Source organism: Pseudomonas violetae (assembly GCF_023072615.1).
Taxonomy (GTDB): domain Bacteria; phylum Pseudomonadota; class Gammaproteobacteria; order Pseudomonadales; family Pseudomonadaceae; genus Aquipseudomonas; species Aquipseudomonas violetae.
In genome coordinates this window covers 58,493-74,993 of sequence record NZ_JAKNRW010000020.1, presented here as the reverse complement: position 1 = coordinate 74,993, position 16,501 = coordinate 58,493, and the positions used below count along the sequence as shown (strand labels likewise).

The window sequence follows — 16,501 nt, the reverse complement described above, 5'->3', positions numbered from 1 at the left end:
CATGACGTTATTCGTGACTACCGATTTCCAGATACTAAAACGCCGCTCGATTGAGCGGCGTTTAAGTTTATAGCAACAGATCAGTCACGCACGTAAATGATTTCCGGACCGTCTTCGTCATCCACGTCTTCTTCGTCCCAATCATCGTCACCGATGTCATGGACCGATTTCACGCCGCTGCGACGCAGGGCACGCTGGTCGTCCAGGGCCTGCAGCTGAGCACGGGCCTCGTCTTCGATGCGCTGATCGAGCTCAGCCAGCTCTTCCTTGTAAGCAGGGTCATTCGCCAGGCGATCGGCACGATCCTCCATGTAACGCATGATGTCGTGGCACAGGCGCTCGGTACCGAGCTTGGAGATGGCCGAGATCACGTAGACCGGACCGGTCCATTCCAGGCGATCAACGATCTCCTTGACGCGCTCTTCGTGCTCTTCTTCCAGGATCTGGTCGCACTTGTTCAGCACCAACCAACGATCACGCTCAGCCAGGGACGGGCTGAACTTGGTCAGCTCGCTGACGATCACTTCTGCAGCATCCGGGGCACTGGCGTCATCCAGCGGCGCCATGTCCACGAGATGCAACAGCAGACGGGTACGCGACAAGTGCTTGAGGAAGCGAATCCCCAGGCCTGCGCCGTCGGAAGCACCTTCGATCAGGCCTGGAATATCCGCAACCACGAAGCTCTTCCAGCGATCGACACTGACCACACCCAGGTTCGGCACCAACGTGGTGAACGGGTAGTCGGCAACTTTCGGCTTGGCGGCCGAAACCGAACGAATGAAGGTACTTTTGCCAGCATTCGGCAGCCCAAGCAGGCCCACGTCAGCCAACACCTTCATTTCCAGCTTCAGATCACGCGCCTCACCCGGCTTGCCCGGCGTGGTCTGGCGCGGAGCACGGTTGGTACTGGATTTGAAACGGGTGTTACCCAGACCGTGCCAGCCACCATGAGCCACCAGCAGTTTCTGACCAGCCTTGGTCAGGTCGCCGATCACTTCCTGGGTAGCCGAGTCAATAACCGTCGTGCCAACCGGAACGCGCAGAACCAGCTCTTCACCTTTCTTGCCGGTGCAGTCGGTGCTGCCACCGTTGGAGCCACGCTCGGCATCGAAATGACGGGTGTAACGGTAGTCCACCAAGGTGTTGAGGTTTTCGTCGGCAACCATGTAGACCGAGCCGCCATCACCACCGTCACCGCCGTTCGGGCCACCGTTTTCAATGAACTTTTCGCGACGAAAGCTCATGCAACCGTTGCCGCCGTCGCCGGCCTTTACTCGAATCGATACTTCATCAACAAACTTCATAACAAAACGCCTCTCGTCATACGGACGAGCCGAAAAACACTAAGACATAAGACTCTTGCAAAAATGAGCGCAGCGACCTCAATCAACGACCGCAGAATCCAGCGCTGGAGCCCATCACAAACAGCTTTGCAAGAGACTCACCCCACAAACGAAAAAGCCCCGTCGCGAGACAGGGCTTTTCCAGCAACTACGTAATTATGCCGCGACGACTGCAGTCTTCGGGACAATGCTCACGTAACGGCGGTTGAAAGCGCCTTTTACTTCAAACTTGATCACGCCGTCGATTTTCGCGAACAGGGTGTGATCTTTACCCATGCCAACACCGTAACCGGCGTGGAATTGGGTGCCGCGCTGACGCACGATGATGTTGCCCGGAATGATAACCTGGCCGCCATACATCTTCACGCCAAGGCGTTTGGCTTCTGAGTCGCGACCGTTACGGGTACTACCACCAGCTTTTTTGTGTGCCATGAGTCAATTCTCCTAGTGAGGAATTAGGCTGAAATTAAGCCTGAATACCGGTGATTTTGATCTCGGTGTACCACTGGCGGTGGCCCATACGCTTCATGTGGTGCTTACGACGACGGAACTTGATGATGCGGACTTTATCGTGACGACCTTGGGAGATCACTTCAGCCACAACGGTAGCGCCGGCAACAACTGGAGCGCCGATGTTCACGTCATCGCCATTGGCGACCAACAGAACGCGATCAAAAGTAACGGATTCGCCGGTAGCGATTTCCAGTTTTTCGATCTTCAGGTATTCACCTGGGGCGACCTTGTATTGCTTGCCACCAGTAACAATTACTGCGTACGACATGGTATTTCTCCGATAATCCTGCTCACCCAGCTCTTTATAAGAAGAGGTATTGGCTGGCATGGCTGCATAGGGCTGGAAGGCCCGATTGCAATTGCGTAAGGCAGGTGCTGCCCAGGAAGTTCAGGGTGCGCGATTGTACGCAAGCTGCCGGAGTGTTGCAAGGGGCCGTCCATCGCGCCTTGACAGGTCCGGACGTGGGTCCTAGCATGCCGCGCAACCCTTCTGGAGCGACTGTCGCTGATGCAACCCCAAGCTTTCTACCGCGCGGTGGCGGACGATTTTAGCGCCGTCGACGGCATCATCAAGAAGCAGCTGACTTCCCGAGTGCCGCTGGTATCGAAAATCGGCGATTACATTACCTCGGCCGGCGGTAAACGCCTGCGTCCTTTATTAGTGTTGCTGTGTGGCAAGGCCCTCGGCCGCGAAGGCGATGACATGCGCCTGTTGGCCGCGACCATCGAGTTCCTGCACACCGCCACCCTGCTGCATGACGACGTGGTCGACATGTCCGGCATGCGCCGTGGCCGCTCGACCGCCAACGCCATGTGGGGCAATGCTCCGAGCGTGCTGGTTGGCGACTTCCTGTATTCGCGCTCCTTCGAAATGATGGTCGAACTGGGCTCCATGCCAGTGATGAAAATCCTTTCGCAAGCGACCCGCATCATTGCCGAAGGCGAAGTGTTGCAGCTGTCGAAAGTCCGCGACGCCAGCACCACCGAAGAAACCTACATGGAAGTCATCCGCGGCAAGACCGCCATGCTCTTCGAAGCCTCGACCCACAGTGCCGCGGCACTGGCGGGCGCGACACCGGAGCAGAGCGAGGCCCTGCGTACATTTGGTGATCACCTTGGGGTTGCCTTCCAACTGGTCGACGACCTGCTCGATTACAAAGGCGATGCCGAGACCCTGGGCAAGAACGTCGGCGACGACCTGGCTGAAGGCAAGCCGACGCTGCCGCTGATCTTCACCATGCGTGAAGGTACACCGGAACAGGCAGCCCTGGTGCGTAAAGCGATTCAGAAAGGCGGCATCGAAGACCTGGAAAGCATCCGCGAAGCAGTGGAGGCCTCAGGCTCGCTGGAGTACACGGCGCAACTGGCACGGGACTATGTAGCCCGCGCAATCAAATGCCTCGACGCGCTGCCAGCCAGCGAATACCGCGATGCGTTGATCGAACTGAGTGAGTTCGCGGTAGCCCGCACCCATTGATCCACCCCTGTAGGAGCGAGCTTGCTCGCGAAGAATTCAAGGGCACCGCGTTTATCCAAGATAAACGCGTTATCGTTGACGTCCATCGCGAGCAAGCTCGCGCCTACAGCGATCCTCAATCCAAGGAGCCCTAGTGAGCACGTTGCCACCCTGCCCAAAATGCAATTCCGAATACACCTACGAAGACGGCGCGCAGCTGATCTGCCCCGAGTGCGCCCACGAGTGGACGACTGGCGGCGAAACCGAAGTGGCGGCCGATGACACCGCGAAGAAAGATTCGGTCGGCAATGTCCTGCAGGACGGCGATACCATCACCGTAATCAAGGACCTCAAGGTCAAGGGCACTTCGCTGGTGGTAAAGGTCGGCACCAAGGTCAAGAACATCCGCCTGTGCGATGGCGACCACGATATCGATTGCAAGATCGATGGCATTGGCCCGATGAAACTCAAATCCGAGTTCGTCAGAAAAGTCTGATCCAGCTGTAGCCCATCCTGCGCTCTGCGCCGGATGGCGCCCCTCCCCCGCGCGATAGACAGCGCCCGTTGTTTTGACCTTACGCAATCTCTACCCGGAAAAAAGAGCAGACCCCCAATAGGTCCTTGCTATTTCGATAATAAGAATTATTCTCATTGAACCCCAAATCAATGGAGATGATATTGATGACTTATTTGATCGATGCCTGGCTTGACCGGCCACACCCTTACCTCAGGATCCTGCATCGGGAAACCGGAGAAGTCTGTGCGGTGCTTGAAGAAGAAGCCCTGAACGAACTCCAGGAACAAGGGGATCTGGACGTCAACGGCCTGAGTTCCAGCGAACCGTTGGTTCTCAAGGAGTTGGTGCGTAACCTGTTTCTGTTCTGCTACGCCCGGGCATTGCGCCCTGCGCATGAACTGCAGCACCCGATAGAGATATGAGCGTCACTAAGCCTGCAGGAGCGAGCAGGCTCGCGATGGACGTCAACGATAACGCGGGCATTCTGAATGAGCGCGGTGTCCTTGAGTTTTTCGCGAGCAAGCTCGCTCCTACAGAGCAAACGCAAAGGCTTACAGAACGTCGAGCAACTCGACGTCGAACACCAGTACGCTGTGCGGCGCAATGCTGCCAACGCCTTGAGCGCCGTAGGCCAATTCACTCGGCACATACAGGCGCCACTTGCTGCCAGCGTTCATCAGTTGCAGGGCTTCGGTCCAGCCAGCGATCACGCCGCCAACCGGGAATTCTGCAGGCTCGCCGCGCTCGTAGGAGCTGTCGAACACAGTGCCGTCGATCAAGGTGCCGTGGTAGTGAGTACGCACTTGATCTTCACGGGTCGGCTTGGCGCCTTCACCCTGGGTCAGCACTTCGAATTGCAGGCCGGAAGCCAGGGTGGTGATGCCGTCACGCTTGGCGTTTTCAGCCAGGAAAGCCAGGCCTTCACCTGCTGCGGCTTCAGCCTTGGCAGCTGCTTCGGCTTGCATGATTTCGCGAATGACCTTGAAGCTGGCGGACATTTCTTCCTGACCTACACGGCTTTCCTTGCCAGAGAAGGCATCGGTCAGACCAGCGAGGATCGCATCCAGGCTAACGCCCGGTGGCGGGTTGTCGCGCAACTGGTCGCCCAGCTGACGGCCGATACCGTAGCTGACGCGGGTTTCGTCGGTGGACAGATTTACTTCGGACATGACACTGCTCCGCTGTGCGGGCAGCTCCGGAACATGCCGTGCGTACACAGCGCGTCCCGGAGCGCCCGGAACCAAAAGGGCCAGCAGACTAGCACAGTTGCCAATCGGTTGATTAGAGCCCTCAGCCCTGCCATACAGAACGGAAGGCGATCGGCACCTTCAGGCTCTCCTCGGCACTAGCGCCCAGCCCGCACATTTCGTCATGCACCGAGGTGTGCACCAGGTTGAATGGCAAGGTGGGAAAGGCATGCAGCACTTCACGCGCATGCTCGACCGAGCGCAGATGAAGCACGTTGCCGCGGGCATCACTCAAGGGATAGGCAGCGCCGTGCATGCGCGCCTCCAGCAGGTAGATTCCGCCTTCAAGCGAAATCAGGTTCAGCTCATCGACCTTGTGGGCGATGGCAAAGGCATTGAGCTCTTGCAGGTTCATTAACGCACCTCGAACTTTGGCGGGCCAGGACCTTTAAAGGCATAGGCTTCGTCGCTTCAAAGCACAAGCCATAACCAGCACCGCCCGTCCGGTTCACCGCCGGAGACTGGAGCGAGTTTGCTCGCGAAGAACGTCAACGATAACGCGTGCATTCAGGATAGACGCGATGTCTTTGAGTCTTTCGTCGGAACGCCGCCCGGAACGAGCTCGCGCCTACAGGGGGTTGCGATCAGTGCTTGGTGAGCTTGTCGAGATAGCCCATGGCGAAAGCCGACACCACGAACGTCATGTGAATGATCACGTACCACTTCAGGTGCTCGGGATCGACGTTCTTGGCGTCCATGAAGATCCGCAGCAGGTGGATCGAGGAAATGGCCACGATCGACGCTGCCACTTTCATCTTCAGCGAAGACGAGTCCATGGTGCCCAGCCAGTTGAGCTTCTCTTTATCGTCGTCGATGTCCAACTGGGAAACGAAGTTCTCGTAGCCGGATATCATCACCATCACCAGCAGGCCACCCACCAGCGCCATGTCGATCAGCGACAGCAGCACCAGGATCACATCCGATTCGGCCATGGAGAAGACGCTGGGAATGACGTGGAAAACTTCCTGAAAGAATTTCAGCCCCAAAGCCAACAATCCCAACGACAAGCCAAAGTAGATCGGGGCCAGTAGCCAGCGCGAGGCGTACATTGCATTTTCGATAAAGCGTTCCATTAAATCTCATACCTGGGCTTAAATGGCCGCGAGTATACCAGCCCGCTGTTACACCCAGAAACACTTGGGAAACCCATAACCTGCGCATGTGTGACAAGTTTTTTCTGCTAGTGTCGAAACAATCGACAGCTCAGCGACATCGGATAGGAAGACGGGAAAATGGATGTGCGATTGCCTTTGACGAGCGCTGGAATTTGCTTGGCTTTACTGCTGAGCGCCTGCTCACCCAGCGATGAAAAAGGCCAAGTCAGCCTAGAAGAGAAAACGGCTCAACTCGAAAAGTCCCTGGACGCTATCGAAGATCCCAAACTCAAGGATGCCGTCGCCGAACTCGGTGGCTCGCTGTTACTGCTCGAACGCGCACAACTCAAACTCGACAGCAAACCGGTGGAAACCGAATACGGCAACGACGCGCTCGCCGTGCTCAAGCATTACCCTACGCCCCAAGCGCTGGTCGACACTTACATCAACGGCCTGTTCGTGCTGCACAAAGACTCCAGTTCCGACTATCTGACCGATCTGCAGCCGGTGTTCCCCTTCAGCTTCAACATTCCGGACGCCTTTGTGTTCCCCCATGGAGTGGAATGGCTATCGGTGACACTGAGCAACAAACGCGTCATCCCGTTCCAGCCGGAATGGTCGGAAACCGATCCCGGTATCCAGTTGAGCCCCTCGAGCTCCAACCTGACCAATCCCGATGACCTGACCGTAACCTACCCCTTTATTGATGGCCTTGCCGTCGACAACAAGCACCAGCCTCAACCCGCAAGCCTGCAGGGCAAGATGGAGGTTATCGTGCCGCGGCGGCTGTACAGCTTCGATCTGACAAAAAAGGACGTGGGCCAGACTCGCAGCAACGACAACCTCAGCGTCAAGCTATTGAAGCTTGAAAACAATTACGCTGAAATCGAATTCAGCAATAGTGCCACTGTGGCTCCCGAGGTGGCTGACACGCCACTGAATCCGTTGATCGTCCAGGCGAAAGACAGCACCGGGCAATTTCTCTTGCGTTCTGGCTCAATCAACGAGACAGCCGCACAGATTGCCTTTTATCAAAAACAACTGGCCCTGATGCAACAGCAGAAGACCTGGAGCGAGGCCTTCGAGAAACAACTCGACGCTGATCAAAGGGCGTTTGAAAAGCAGCAAACCCGGCATTACTCGAAGGTCTATTTCAACGGGCCGATCAACACCCTGGAAGTCAGCGTGCTGGATTTCTCCACCGCCACAGTGACCCGCAAGGATCTGGACTTGCCGGTGCGCCGCTTCGACCCGCACACCACGAAAAAAACAATCCAGCCCCTGGAGCTGCCAGTGGTGGTGTACGACGATCAGGCTGCGAACTGGCTCAAGGGCGCGACCCTGGGTGAGGAACAACTGAAGAAGAGCGTGAGCATTCGCCAGTCGGTCGATGACCCGAGCGCTGCGCAGATCGAGTTTGACCACAGGAGAAGTTTCAACGACGAACTGCTGGGCAGCTCATTCAACCCTGGAGAAAGCCCGGTCAGTTTCTTCACCGAAGACGCCAATGGCAAACGGGACGAGCCGATCGAACTGCCACCCGAGGCGTTCCAGGTCGATCCTCTGCGCGGCACCATCACCTATGACCTGAATCTGTTCCCGGAGACGCCCGCCTACGCCGTGGGTTCAATCCCACTGTTCCTGGCCAGCATCGAAAAGAAAACCCTGGACGCCCATCAACTGCCCAAGGGCCTTGAACTCAAGGGAAATACCCTGCTGGTCGACCTGAAGGAATTTGCGGAGCAGGACTGGCGTTTCTACGCCAAGGACGACAGCGGTAATTATCTGAAGGAGATTCTTTCGGTCAGTCACGATGCGAGCCCGGAAGGCCCCGCATTGACGGGCGTGCACTACTTCTATGGCCGACCTACCCGCCTGGAAACCTATCAGCGGATCGATCTCACCACCGTGCAATATGGTTTCGAGGTCAAGCTCGACAAGGCTGACACCTCCAGCCTTGATCAAAAGCGCGATCAGTGATCTGGCCGAAACTCGAAGCCTGCGAGGTTACGCGAACGCCCCCCATTAATTTCCCGCAGTTGGGCTTGCAGGTGCAGGCACCATATTTGCGGGTCATCGGCCAATTCATAGCCGTGCAAGGTCAGGCTTTCAACAATAGTATCGAGGATTGATTCAGCCACGAATGGCCCATGAAAAGGTCCTTGTGCCTTGATGGCAGAAGGTTGTTCGCCGGCCATTCCGGCGGCAAACAGCAAGGTCCACATGCCCTTGTCACCTGCCAGGGGGCGGACGGCGCATTCGATACGGGTCACAAGGCCCAGGCATTGTCGGGTGAGACAGAGGTTGCGCGACATGGCGGCGACCCTCGTTAGATCCGGTATTCAGCCCCCATCAGAAGACTGTTTCGATCCAGTGATACTGTCGATATCCTTGAGCTGAGAATAGAAGAAAAGTCTGGTTAGCATGCCAAGTAGAACCACAAGGCGCCGAATGGTCATTGTGTGAATATTGGCGCCAGAGCGATGGCACTTTGAATATCCGAATCGGAAAAAGATGTGGGAGCTAGCCTGCTCGCGATGGCGGTGTATCAGCCAACCTATCTGTTGAATGACACAGCGTAATCGCGAGCAGGCTCACTCCCACAGGGAACAGTGAAACCTCAGGCCGGTTTGGCCTCCACCAATGCTTCCTGCGCAGCTTCCTTCTCGGCCTCCTTCAGATCCTCTTCGCTGATCATTTCCGCAATCACCCGCAGGCGCTCCACTACCCTGGCATTGACGCTGCCTTCAGGGAACTCGCCATTCTCGTCCGGCGCACCCGCCGGCTCGCCAACCAGCAGGCTCAGAGCCTCGTCGGCCTGGCGCACCGCGTAGACATGGAACTGCCCGGCGCGTACCGCCGCCAGGACCTTCTCGTCCAGCATCAACGTGGCAACGTTGGCGTGCGGAATGATCGCGCCTTGCTCACCCGTCAGGCCACGGGCCTCACAGAGGCGGAAGAAGCCTTCGATTTTCTCGTTAACCCCACCCACCGCCTGTACTTCACCGAACTGATTGATCGAACCGGTGATCGCAAAGCACTGCTTGAGCGGTGTTTTCGACAAGGCCGAAATCAGCGTACAAGCTTCGCCCAACGATGCGCTGTCACCGTCCACGTAACCGTAGGATTGCTCAAGCGCGATGCTCGCGGATATCGCCAGCGGGAATTCCTGGGCGTAGCGGCTGCCGAGATAACCCGTGAGGATCATCACGCCCTTGGAGTGAATCGGCTGGCCCAGGTTGACCTCGCGCTCGATGTCGACGATACCGCTCCCACCCGGGTAGACCGTGGCAGAAATCCGCGCCGGCACACCGAAGGCCGAATCGCCGACTTCCAGCACTGTCAGCCCGTTGCACTTGCCCACGGCCGCACCATCGGTGTCGATCAGGATAATGCCGGCCAGCATGTCATCGAGGATCCGTGCCGATACTCGTCCGGTACGGGTGGCCTTGGCCTTGAGGGCTCGTTCGATATGCCCGGCGTCGGTCATTTCATCCGCCGCCAGGTGACGAATGAAATCCGCCTCGCTGACCAGTTGGAACAGATCGCCAATCCGCGCCGACAGGCGCCCCTGGTGTTCGGCCAGGCGCGCGCTATAGGTCGCCAGACGCGCCACCGCATCAGCGGTCAATGGCGCCATTCCCTCTTCCGATGTCCGGGTTTTCAGCAGTTGGGCGAACTGTTCCAGGCTTTCGTCGACCATCGGAATGTCTTCGTCGAAGTCCACCAGAACGCGGAACATCTCCTGGAAGTCCGGATCGAGATCCTGCAGCGTGTAGTAAAGCTGCCGGGCCCCGATGATGACGACCTTGACCTGCAGCGGGATGTGTTGCGGGGTCAACGTCACGGTGGTCAGGCGGCCCAACTCACCCAGTGGCGATTCCATCTTCAGCTTGCGTGACTGCAGGGCACGCTTGAGCGCATCCCACACGAATGGCTCGCTGAGCATTTTTTCCGCTTCAAGGATGAGGAAACCGCCGTTGGCGCGGTGCAGTGCACCGGGACGCAACTGCCGATAAGTCGTGTAGAGCGCGCCCTGATCAGTGCTGTACTCGATCCGCCCGAACAGGTTTTCATACGTCGGGTGCGGTTCGAACACCACCGGTGCACCGCCGCTGGCCGAATGACCGACCACCAGGCTCGGCGCGTATTGCTCTTCCAGCATCTTGCGGGCAACAGCGTCGATTTTACTGTCGTCGACCAATTGCTCAACGACAGTCTTCAGCAGGTAAACCTGCATCGCTTGCAAGTAACCGCAGACCGCCCCGTTCTCGGCATACTTTTCCGACAGCGGTGACAGCAATGGCTGCAAGGCCAGGGTGATGGTTTCTTCATTAAGGTGGCGCAACTGATTGCTCGACTCACGCTTCCATTGCGGCAGGCTGGCGAGTTCTTCGTTGAGCCGCTCTTCCAGGCCGGAAATGTCGTCGTGAAAACGCTCGCGATCGGCTTCCGGCAGTTGGGCAAACTCCGCTTCATCCAAGGCCTTGCCATCGCCCATCGGGGTGAACGCAATGTTGCTGGCATCGCGATACAGCGCGACGTCCTTCTCCAGCGCCAGGCGTTCAATGATATCCAGCGCCTTGTCGTAGCGCTGGTTGAAGGCACGGTCGATGGCACTTTTCTTTTGCTGGTAGGACGGGTGTTCAAACACCGCAGGGAACGTCGCTACCAGATTGTCGATCAAGGTGTTGATATCGCCGATAAACGCACTGCCGGTTCCCGACGGAAGTTCCAAGGCGCGGGGTTCGCGCGGTTCGTCGAAATTGTTGACATAGACCCAGTCTGCCGGGGTCTGCAGGCGTTTGCCTTCGGCTTTCAGGTAGCGTTTTACGAACGAGAACCGACCAGTGCCGGGCTCACCCATGACGAAAACGTTGTAACCGGGGCGTGGCATGGCCACGCCGAACTGCAAGGCTTCGACCGCACGTTCCTGGCCGAGCACACCGCGAAAGGGCTCCAGATCATTGGTGGTAGAGAAGCTGAACTGTTCAGCGGAAAACGGACGGGTCAGCGCTTCAGGCGCTAGACGCAAGCTGGCAGCAACAGGATCAGGCATCGGGCTTCCTTACATCAGGCGGGGCAGATAGCGGCATTCTGGCGCTGCCCCCACCCCACTTGCAAGGCGCGCCTTCAGCCAAAGCATAGTCAAACTGCCATCTCCAGGCTGGCCGGGTCTAAATCAATGTTTTTGACGAATGTTTTGCAAAAAATAACGGAACCCTTGGAACCTGCCTAAACTCCAAATTGCGCGGCTGGAACAATAACCGGCCCACTGGCGCCAGATCGGGCCAGACCCTGTCCATTGGTATGCACATAAAGAGAACAAAGCTATGAAACGGATTCTTCTCGGTACTCTCTTCACCGCTGTATCCATCAACGCCATGGCTCAGGCGCCAGGCGGTCCGGATTGCGGTTGGGGCAACATGCTGTTCGAAGGTCAGCGTGGCACCCCGGCTCACTTCCTGGCATCCACCACCAACGGTACTTCCGGTAACGCAACGTTCGGTATGACATCGGGCACCAACGGTTGCTCGACTAATGCGTCGCTGACCTATGGCGGCAAATCCTGGCTGGCCATGAATGGCATGATGAACGAGTTGTCCGAAGACATGGCTAAAGGCAACGGCGAAGCGCTGACGACCTACGCCGTGGTACTGGGCGTGGCGCCGGAGGATCGCGAGCACTTCGCAGCGGTTACCCACGAGCACTTCCAACAGATCTTCAGCAAAGCTGACGTAACCGCTGAAGACGTGCATACCAATACCCTGTCCGTTATCAAGCACGACGCTCGCCTGGCCAAATACGCCACTCAAGCATAAGCTCGACCCCACCCGCTCCTCTTTTGGAGCGGGTTTTATTTTTTGGACCTGCGCCCCCTTGGGTCTTTGTTTATTTCCATTAAGTTGCCCACTATGCTCAAACGCCTTGCCTGGTTGGCGCTCTGTGTCTGCGCCCCGCTATCCGCCGCGCCAAACATCGATTCTCAACGTTTGCAGCAACTGGCTAATGACCCCTTCTGGATCTCCCTGGGCCACTACGAAACCGGCAAGCTCGGTGGCTGGCGCAGCTATGTGAGTGACCAGAAGTTTTTCCTGGCGCCGGACGGCAACGAACATCCGGACCGCGAACTGGCTGCCACCGTGCAGGCCTTGTACGCTCCGCAAAGCGCAGGCGAGCAACACGCGCAATGCGTTTACCCGGCACGCACGCGTTGGCTCAAGGCGCAACTGAACCTGACGGATTTACCGGCGCTTCAATGCGCGCAATTCAAGCAGTGGTTCAAGGACGTCTCGCCCCACAGCGCGGTGATGATCTTTCCGGCTGCTTATCTGAACAGCCCATCATCGATGTTCGGTCACACCCTGTTGCGCATTGACCAGGCTGGAGTGCAGAGCGACAAGACCTCACTGCTCAGTTATGCGATCAACTTCGGCGCCTACATCGAAGGTTCCGACAACAGCATCCTTTACGCCTGGAAAGGACTCATGGGCGGCTATCCGGGGCTGTTCGCGCTGGTGCCCTACCAGGAAAAACTCTCTGAATACCGCAGCCTGGAAAACCGCGACCTGTGGGAATACCGGCTGAACCTGACCCAGGCGGAAACCGCGCGCATGGTCGAGCACGTTTGGGAGCTGAAGCAGATCCAGTTCGACTATTTCTTCTTCGACGAAAACTGCTCTTACCGCTTGCTTGAACTGCTGCAAGTGGCTCGCCCAAGCCTGCGCCTGACCGAACAATTTCCCCTCACGGCGATTCCGACCGACACGGTCAAGGCGGTGAAAGAGGCGGGCCTGGTGGAGTCCATCGAATATCGTCCGTCCCGGGAGCGTGAGCTGCTCAGCCGTGCCGAGCCGTTGACCGATGAGGAACAGCAATGGGTGCTGAAGGTCAGCGCCGACCAGAAGCAGCTGGAGACTGCGGAGTTCAAGGCGCAACCCCGGGATCGACAGGCGCTGATCATCGACGCCGCGTATCGCCTGGAACGCTACCGCGCCAACGGCCAAGAACGCGATCCCGAGCGCTCCCAACGCAGTTTTGAACTGCTGCGGGCGATCAACCAGAATCCGGCGCCGGCGCTCGATATCCCGCGACCGGGCTTGCCCGAGGACGGCCACGAGTCACGCACCTGGCAGGCCGGCATCGGCACGCGAGGTGATGAAGCGTTTGCCGAGTACGGTTTGCGCATGGCCTACCACGACCTCAACGACAATGCCCAAAGCTTCCCGCTCGGTGCGCAGATCGAAATCCTGCAGATGAAATTGCGCCAGTACGAAGGCAATCGCTGGCAGTTCCAGCAGCTGGATCTGGCGACGATTCGCTCCCTCACGCCGCGTAACGAGCTGCTGCAACCGTTGTCCTGGCAAGTCACCGGCGGCCTGGAGCGCGTGCCCGGCAAGCACGATGACGAGAACCTGGTCAGTCATGTCAATGGCGGCGGCGGTGGTACCTGGCAATTGAGCGAAGATATGCTCGGGTATGTCATGGGCACCGTGCGTGTGGAGCACAACAATGACTTCGCCGAATTTGTTGCCCCGGCTGCCGGTTTTAATACCGGGTTGCTGTGGAAGAACCCCCTGGGTAATTTCAGCCTGGAAACCAAGGGTGATTTTTTCACCAATGGTGAGGTGCGGCGCAGTGTGAGTTTGAATCAGCAGTGGGAGTTGTCGCGCAACCTGGGCCTGCGCCTGAGTGCGCAGCGGGAGTTCAGCCACATGGCTTCGCCTGAGAATGAAGTGATGCTTGAAATGAAGTGGTATCACTACTGAGCCCCAACCTTGCGCCCAAAGGGCCGCGATCTTTTGATCTTTCTTTCACACCTGGCTCACGAACCCACACCTAGACTTCCATCATTGGCCGTATCACGGCCCGGGAGTCCTAGATGTGGCGTTGTGTGAGTGCATTGAGTGTTGTGCTGCTGATCACGGGTTGCCAGTCGACCCACGAAGACCTGATCGCCAAGGGCTATCCCCCCGCTTTCGCTGATGGATTTGACGACGGCTGCAGTAGTGGCCGACAGGCTGCGGGGGCGATCACCGGAGAGTTTCGCAAGAACGTTCCGAGATACCTCAAGGACCCGCACTACGCAGAAGGCTGGAGCGATGGCTTTCGCCAATGCCAGGCGATGCTGGAAAATCAGGATCGCGCAGACTATCGCAGTCACCATTGGGATGATCGCGACAAAGCCTGGCAACAGCAGAAAGACCGGGATGCAGCGCGCGCCTATCGCTCGCAATGAGTCGCCCACGGGCATCCGTCGAAACTAAATGACTGCGACCATGGCCCAAACCCTATAACGGGAGAAAACCATGAGCCGCGCCTTCGTCAATGAAGATAATGCCGCCGCGCAAGCCGATCAGCCTGTCGAACGGCAGGTCAGCGCGCAGCCCAATTACGTCACACCCACCGGACTGACCCAACTGCAAGCCAAGGTTGGCGAACTGCAACAGCAGCTCAGCGCCCAGTCGGCCAGAGGAGAACAGGCAGACAAGCAGCGCCAGGCGGATCTCGAACGGGATTTACGCTACTTCAACCAGCGCCTGCTCAGCGCCCAGGTGGTAACACCTGCGAGTTCGACGCACAAGGTGCAGATTGGCAGTCGGGTGACGTTCGCCGACGAGCACAACGCCGAACAGACTGTCCAGCTGGTGGGCGAGGATCAGGCTGATGCACCGGCGGGCCTTATAAACTGGGGCTCGCCGCTGGGCCGGGCGCTGCTTGGGGCGCAACTCGGGGAAGAGGTACTGTGGCAACGTCCGGCCGGCGATCAACTGATCGAGATCATCCGCATCGGCCCGGCTTAAACCACGCCCTGGGCGAGCATGGCATCGGCGACTTTGACGAAGCCGGCGATATTCGCGCCTTTGACGTAATTGATCCGGCCATTCTCCTCGCCGTAGTGCACGCAGGCGTGGTGGATCGACTGCATGATTGCGTGCAGCTTGCTGTCCACCTCGCCGCCGGTCCACAGCAGGCGCATGGCGTTCTGCGACATTTCCAACCCGCTCACCGCGACACCGCCAGCGTTGGACGCCTTGCCCGGAGCGAACAGAATGCCTGCCTCGATGAACAAATCCACGGCTTCCAGCGTGGTCGGCATGTTGGCGCCTTCAGCCACGCAGACGCAGCCATTGCGCAGCAGTGCGCGGGCGGCCTCGGCATCAAGTTCATTCTGCGTTGCGCAAGGCAGTGCGATGTCACATGCCAGATCCCATGGGTTGTGCCCGGCGCGGAACTCCAGGCCGAAGCGCGCAGCCAACTCGCTGATTCGCCCGCGCTGGAGGTTTTTCAGCTCCAGTACCGCCAGCCATTGCTCTTCAGTCAAACCGGCTTCGCAGTACAGCGTGCCTTCGGAATCCGACAGAGAGACTACTCGACCGCCAAGGTCCATGACCTTGCGTGCCGCGTACTGCGCCACGTTGCCAGAGCCCGAGATTGCCACGCGCTTGCCTTCGACGGTTTGGCCTTTGCGCTTGAGCATTTCCTCGGCGAAGTAGACACAGCCGAAACCGGTGGCCTCCGGACGGATCAGGCTGCCTCCGTAGCTCGGTCCCTTGCCGGTCAACACGCTGGTGAACTGGTTGCTCAGGCGCTTGTATTGACCGAACAGGAACCCAATCTCCCGGGCACCGACGCCGATATCGCCGGCCGGCACGTCCACGTCTGCGCCGATGTGCCGGTACAGTTCGCTCATGAAGGACTGGCAGAAGCGCATCACTTCAGCATCGCTTTTGCCTTTGGGGTCGAAGTCCGACCCACCCTTGCCGCCGCCCATGGGCAACGAGGTCAGGGAATTCTTGAAAGTCTGTTCGAACGCGAGGAACTTCAGTACACCCAGGTTCACCGACGGATGGAAGCGCAGACCGCCCTTATACGGACCGATGGCACTGTTCATTTGGATGCGGAAGCCGCGATTGACCTGCACCTTGCCGTGATCGTCAACCCAGGACACACGAAACACCACCGCCCGCTCCGGCTCACAGATGCGCTCCAGAATGCCGGAAGTCAGGTAGTGGGGATTGGCTTCCAGAAACGGCCAGAGGCTGCGCAAGACTTCTTCAACGGCCTGATGAAACTCAGGCTGGTCGGGGTCACGTTTTTTCAGGCGGGAAAGGAAGGATTCAACGGATTCGATCATGGAAAAGTCTCGGCAAATTTATTGTCGTTGGAGAGATTGAGCCGGACTTTAACAAACGAATCGCGCACAGGAACAGCGCGACATGTCGCCTTTATGAAATTAAATGGTGCACAGGATATAAATAAGTCTGTTTTTCGGTCGATTTTGCACCTGAATAGGGAGATCGACTCGACGTAATGCACCAACAGTTACA

General features: G+C 57.9%; 17 protein-coding genes. 8 read left to right on the top strand and 9 right to left on the bottom strand.

What is annotated here, in order from left to right; all coding sequences use genetic code 11:
* Nucleotides 1-80 precede the first annotated feature (80 nt).
* From cgtA to rplU, 3 genes are all read right to left on the bottom strand, one after another.
* Nucleotides 81-1,304: an Obg family GTPase CgtA gene (cgtA, locus tag L9059_RS20490; protein WP_247292745.1), complete on the bottom strand. Its 1,224-nt coding sequence runs from the start codon at nt 1,302-1,304 to the stop codon at nt 81-83.
* A 195-nt stretch (nt 1,305-1,499) separates the two neighbouring features.
* Nucleotides 1,500-1,775 (bottom strand): 50S ribosomal protein L27, encoded by a 276-nt coding sequence (gene rpmA, locus L9059_RS20485; protein WP_046048788.1) that lies wholly within the window; start codon nt 1,773-1,775, stop codon nt 1,500-1,502.
* A 34-nt stretch (nt 1,776-1,809) separates the two neighbouring features.
* Entirely contained in the window at nt 1,810-2,124 is a 315-nt protein-coding gene (rplU, locus tag L9059_RS20480) for a 50S ribosomal protein L21 (RefSeq protein WP_003176051.1), read from the bottom strand.
* 240 nt (nt 2,125-2,364) lie between these two features.
* Here rplU and L9059_RS20475 point away from each other — a divergent pair, with 240 nt between their 5' ends.
* The 3 genes from L9059_RS20475 to L9059_RS20465 all read left to right on the top strand — a co-directional run bounded on the left by L9059_RS20475 (nt 2,365) and on the right by L9059_RS20465 (nt 4,251).
* Nucleotides 2,365-3,333: a polyprenyl synthetase family protein gene (locus L9059_RS20475; RefSeq protein WP_247292744.1), complete on the top strand. Its 969-nt coding sequence runs from the start codon at nt 2,365-2,367 to the stop codon at nt 3,331-3,333.
* Nucleotides 3,334-3,466: 133 nt separating this feature from the next.
* Nucleotides 3,467-3,808: a zinc ribbon domain-containing protein YjdM gene (locus tag L9059_RS20470; RefSeq protein ID WP_247292743.1), complete on the top strand. Its 342-nt coding sequence runs from the start codon at nt 3,467-3,469 to the stop codon at nt 3,806-3,808.
* Between the two features lie 185 nt (nt 3,809-3,993).
* The gene (locus tag L9059_RS20465; protein ID WP_247292742.1) at nt 3,994-4,251 is read left to right on the top strand and encodes a PA4570 family protein; all 258 of its coding nucleotides are present in this window, start codon (nt 3,994-3,996) and stop codon (nt 4,249-4,251) included.
* 129 nt (nt 4,252-4,380) lie between these two features.
* Here L9059_RS20465 and bamJ read toward each other — a convergent pair whose 3' ends face one another.
* From bamJ to L9059_RS20450, 3 genes are all read right to left on the bottom strand, one after another.
* On the bottom strand, nt 4,381-4,998 hold the full coding sequence (gene bamJ, locus L9059_RS20460) for a BamJ family beta-barrel-assembly machinery protein (protein WP_247292741.1): 618 nt from the start codon (nt 4,996-4,998) through the stop codon (nt 4,381-4,383).
* Nucleotides 4,999-5,119: 121 nt separating this feature from the next.
* Nucleotides 5,120-5,431: a DUF6482 family protein gene (locus tag L9059_RS20455; RefSeq protein ID WP_247292740.1), complete on the bottom strand. Its 312-nt coding sequence runs from the start codon at nt 5,429-5,431 to the stop codon at nt 5,120-5,122.
* 229 nt (nt 5,432-5,660) lie between these two features.
* Entirely contained in the window at nt 5,661-6,149 is a 489-nt protein-coding gene (locus tag L9059_RS20450; protein WP_247292739.1) for a TIGR00645 family protein, read from the bottom strand.
* A gap of 159 nt (nt 6,150-6,308) precedes the next feature.
* Here L9059_RS20450 and L9059_RS20445 point away from each other — a divergent pair, with 159 nt between their 5' ends.
* Nucleotides 6,309-8,150 carry a hypothetical protein gene (locus L9059_RS20445; RefSeq protein ID WP_247292738.1) on the top strand — a complete coding sequence of 614 codons (1,842 nt, stop codon included), beginning with the start codon at nt 6,309-6,311 and terminating at the stop codon, nt 8,148-8,150.
* On the opposite strand, the gene L9059_RS20440 is transcribed toward L9059_RS20445, so the two are convergent.
* On the bottom strand, nt 8,144-8,485 hold the full coding sequence (locus tag L9059_RS20440; protein WP_247292737.1) for a PA4575 family protein: 342 nt from the start codon (nt 8,483-8,485) through the stop codon (nt 8,144-8,146). The two genes, L9059_RS20445 and L9059_RS20440, sit on opposite strands and share 7 nt — an antisense overlap.
* Before the next feature lie 305 nt (nt 8,486-8,790).
* Nucleotides 8,791-11,229 carry a Lon protease family protein gene (locus L9059_RS20435; RefSeq protein ID WP_247292736.1) on the bottom strand — a complete coding sequence of 813 codons (2,439 nt, stop codon included), beginning with the start codon at nt 11,227-11,229 and terminating at the stop codon, nt 8,791-8,793.
* A 274-nt stretch (nt 11,230-11,503) separates the two neighbouring features.
* Between L9059_RS20435 and L9059_RS20430 the strand changes: the two genes are divergently transcribed.
* From L9059_RS20430 to L9059_RS20415, 4 genes are all read left to right on the top strand, one after another.
* Nucleotides 11,504-11,992 carry a DUF3015 domain-containing protein gene (locus tag L9059_RS20430; protein ID WP_247292735.1) on the top strand — a complete coding sequence of 163 codons (489 nt, stop codon included), beginning with the start codon at nt 11,504-11,506 and terminating at the stop codon, nt 11,990-11,992.
* A 93-nt stretch (nt 11,993-12,085) separates the two neighbouring features.
* Nucleotides 12,086-13,939 (top strand): Lnb N-terminal periplasmic domain-containing protein, encoded by a 1,854-nt coding sequence (locus L9059_RS20425; protein WP_247292734.1) that lies wholly within the window; start codon nt 12,086-12,088, stop codon nt 13,937-13,939.
* A gap of 113 nt (nt 13,940-14,052) precedes the next feature.
* Complete coding sequence (locus tag L9059_RS20420) at nt 14,053-14,409, top strand: hypothetical protein (protein WP_247292733.1); 357 nt, start codon at nt 14,053-14,055, stop codon at nt 14,407-14,409.
* Nucleotides 14,410-14,479: 70 nt separating this feature from the next.
* The gene (locus L9059_RS20415) at nt 14,480-14,974 is read left to right on the top strand and encodes a GreA/GreB family elongation factor (RefSeq protein ID WP_247292732.1); all 495 of its coding nucleotides are present in this window, start codon (nt 14,480-14,482) and stop codon (nt 14,972-14,974) included.
* Here the strand turns inward: L9059_RS20415 and gdhA are convergent.
* A complete protein-coding gene (gdhA, locus tag L9059_RS20410; RefSeq protein WP_247292731.1) occupies nt 14,971-16,308 on the bottom strand; it encodes an NADP-specific glutamate dehydrogenase in 1,338 nt (445 codons plus the stop codon). The two genes, L9059_RS20415 and gdhA, sit on opposite strands and share 4 nt — an antisense overlap.
* Between the last annotated feature and the right edge of the window lie 193 nt (nt 16,309-16,501).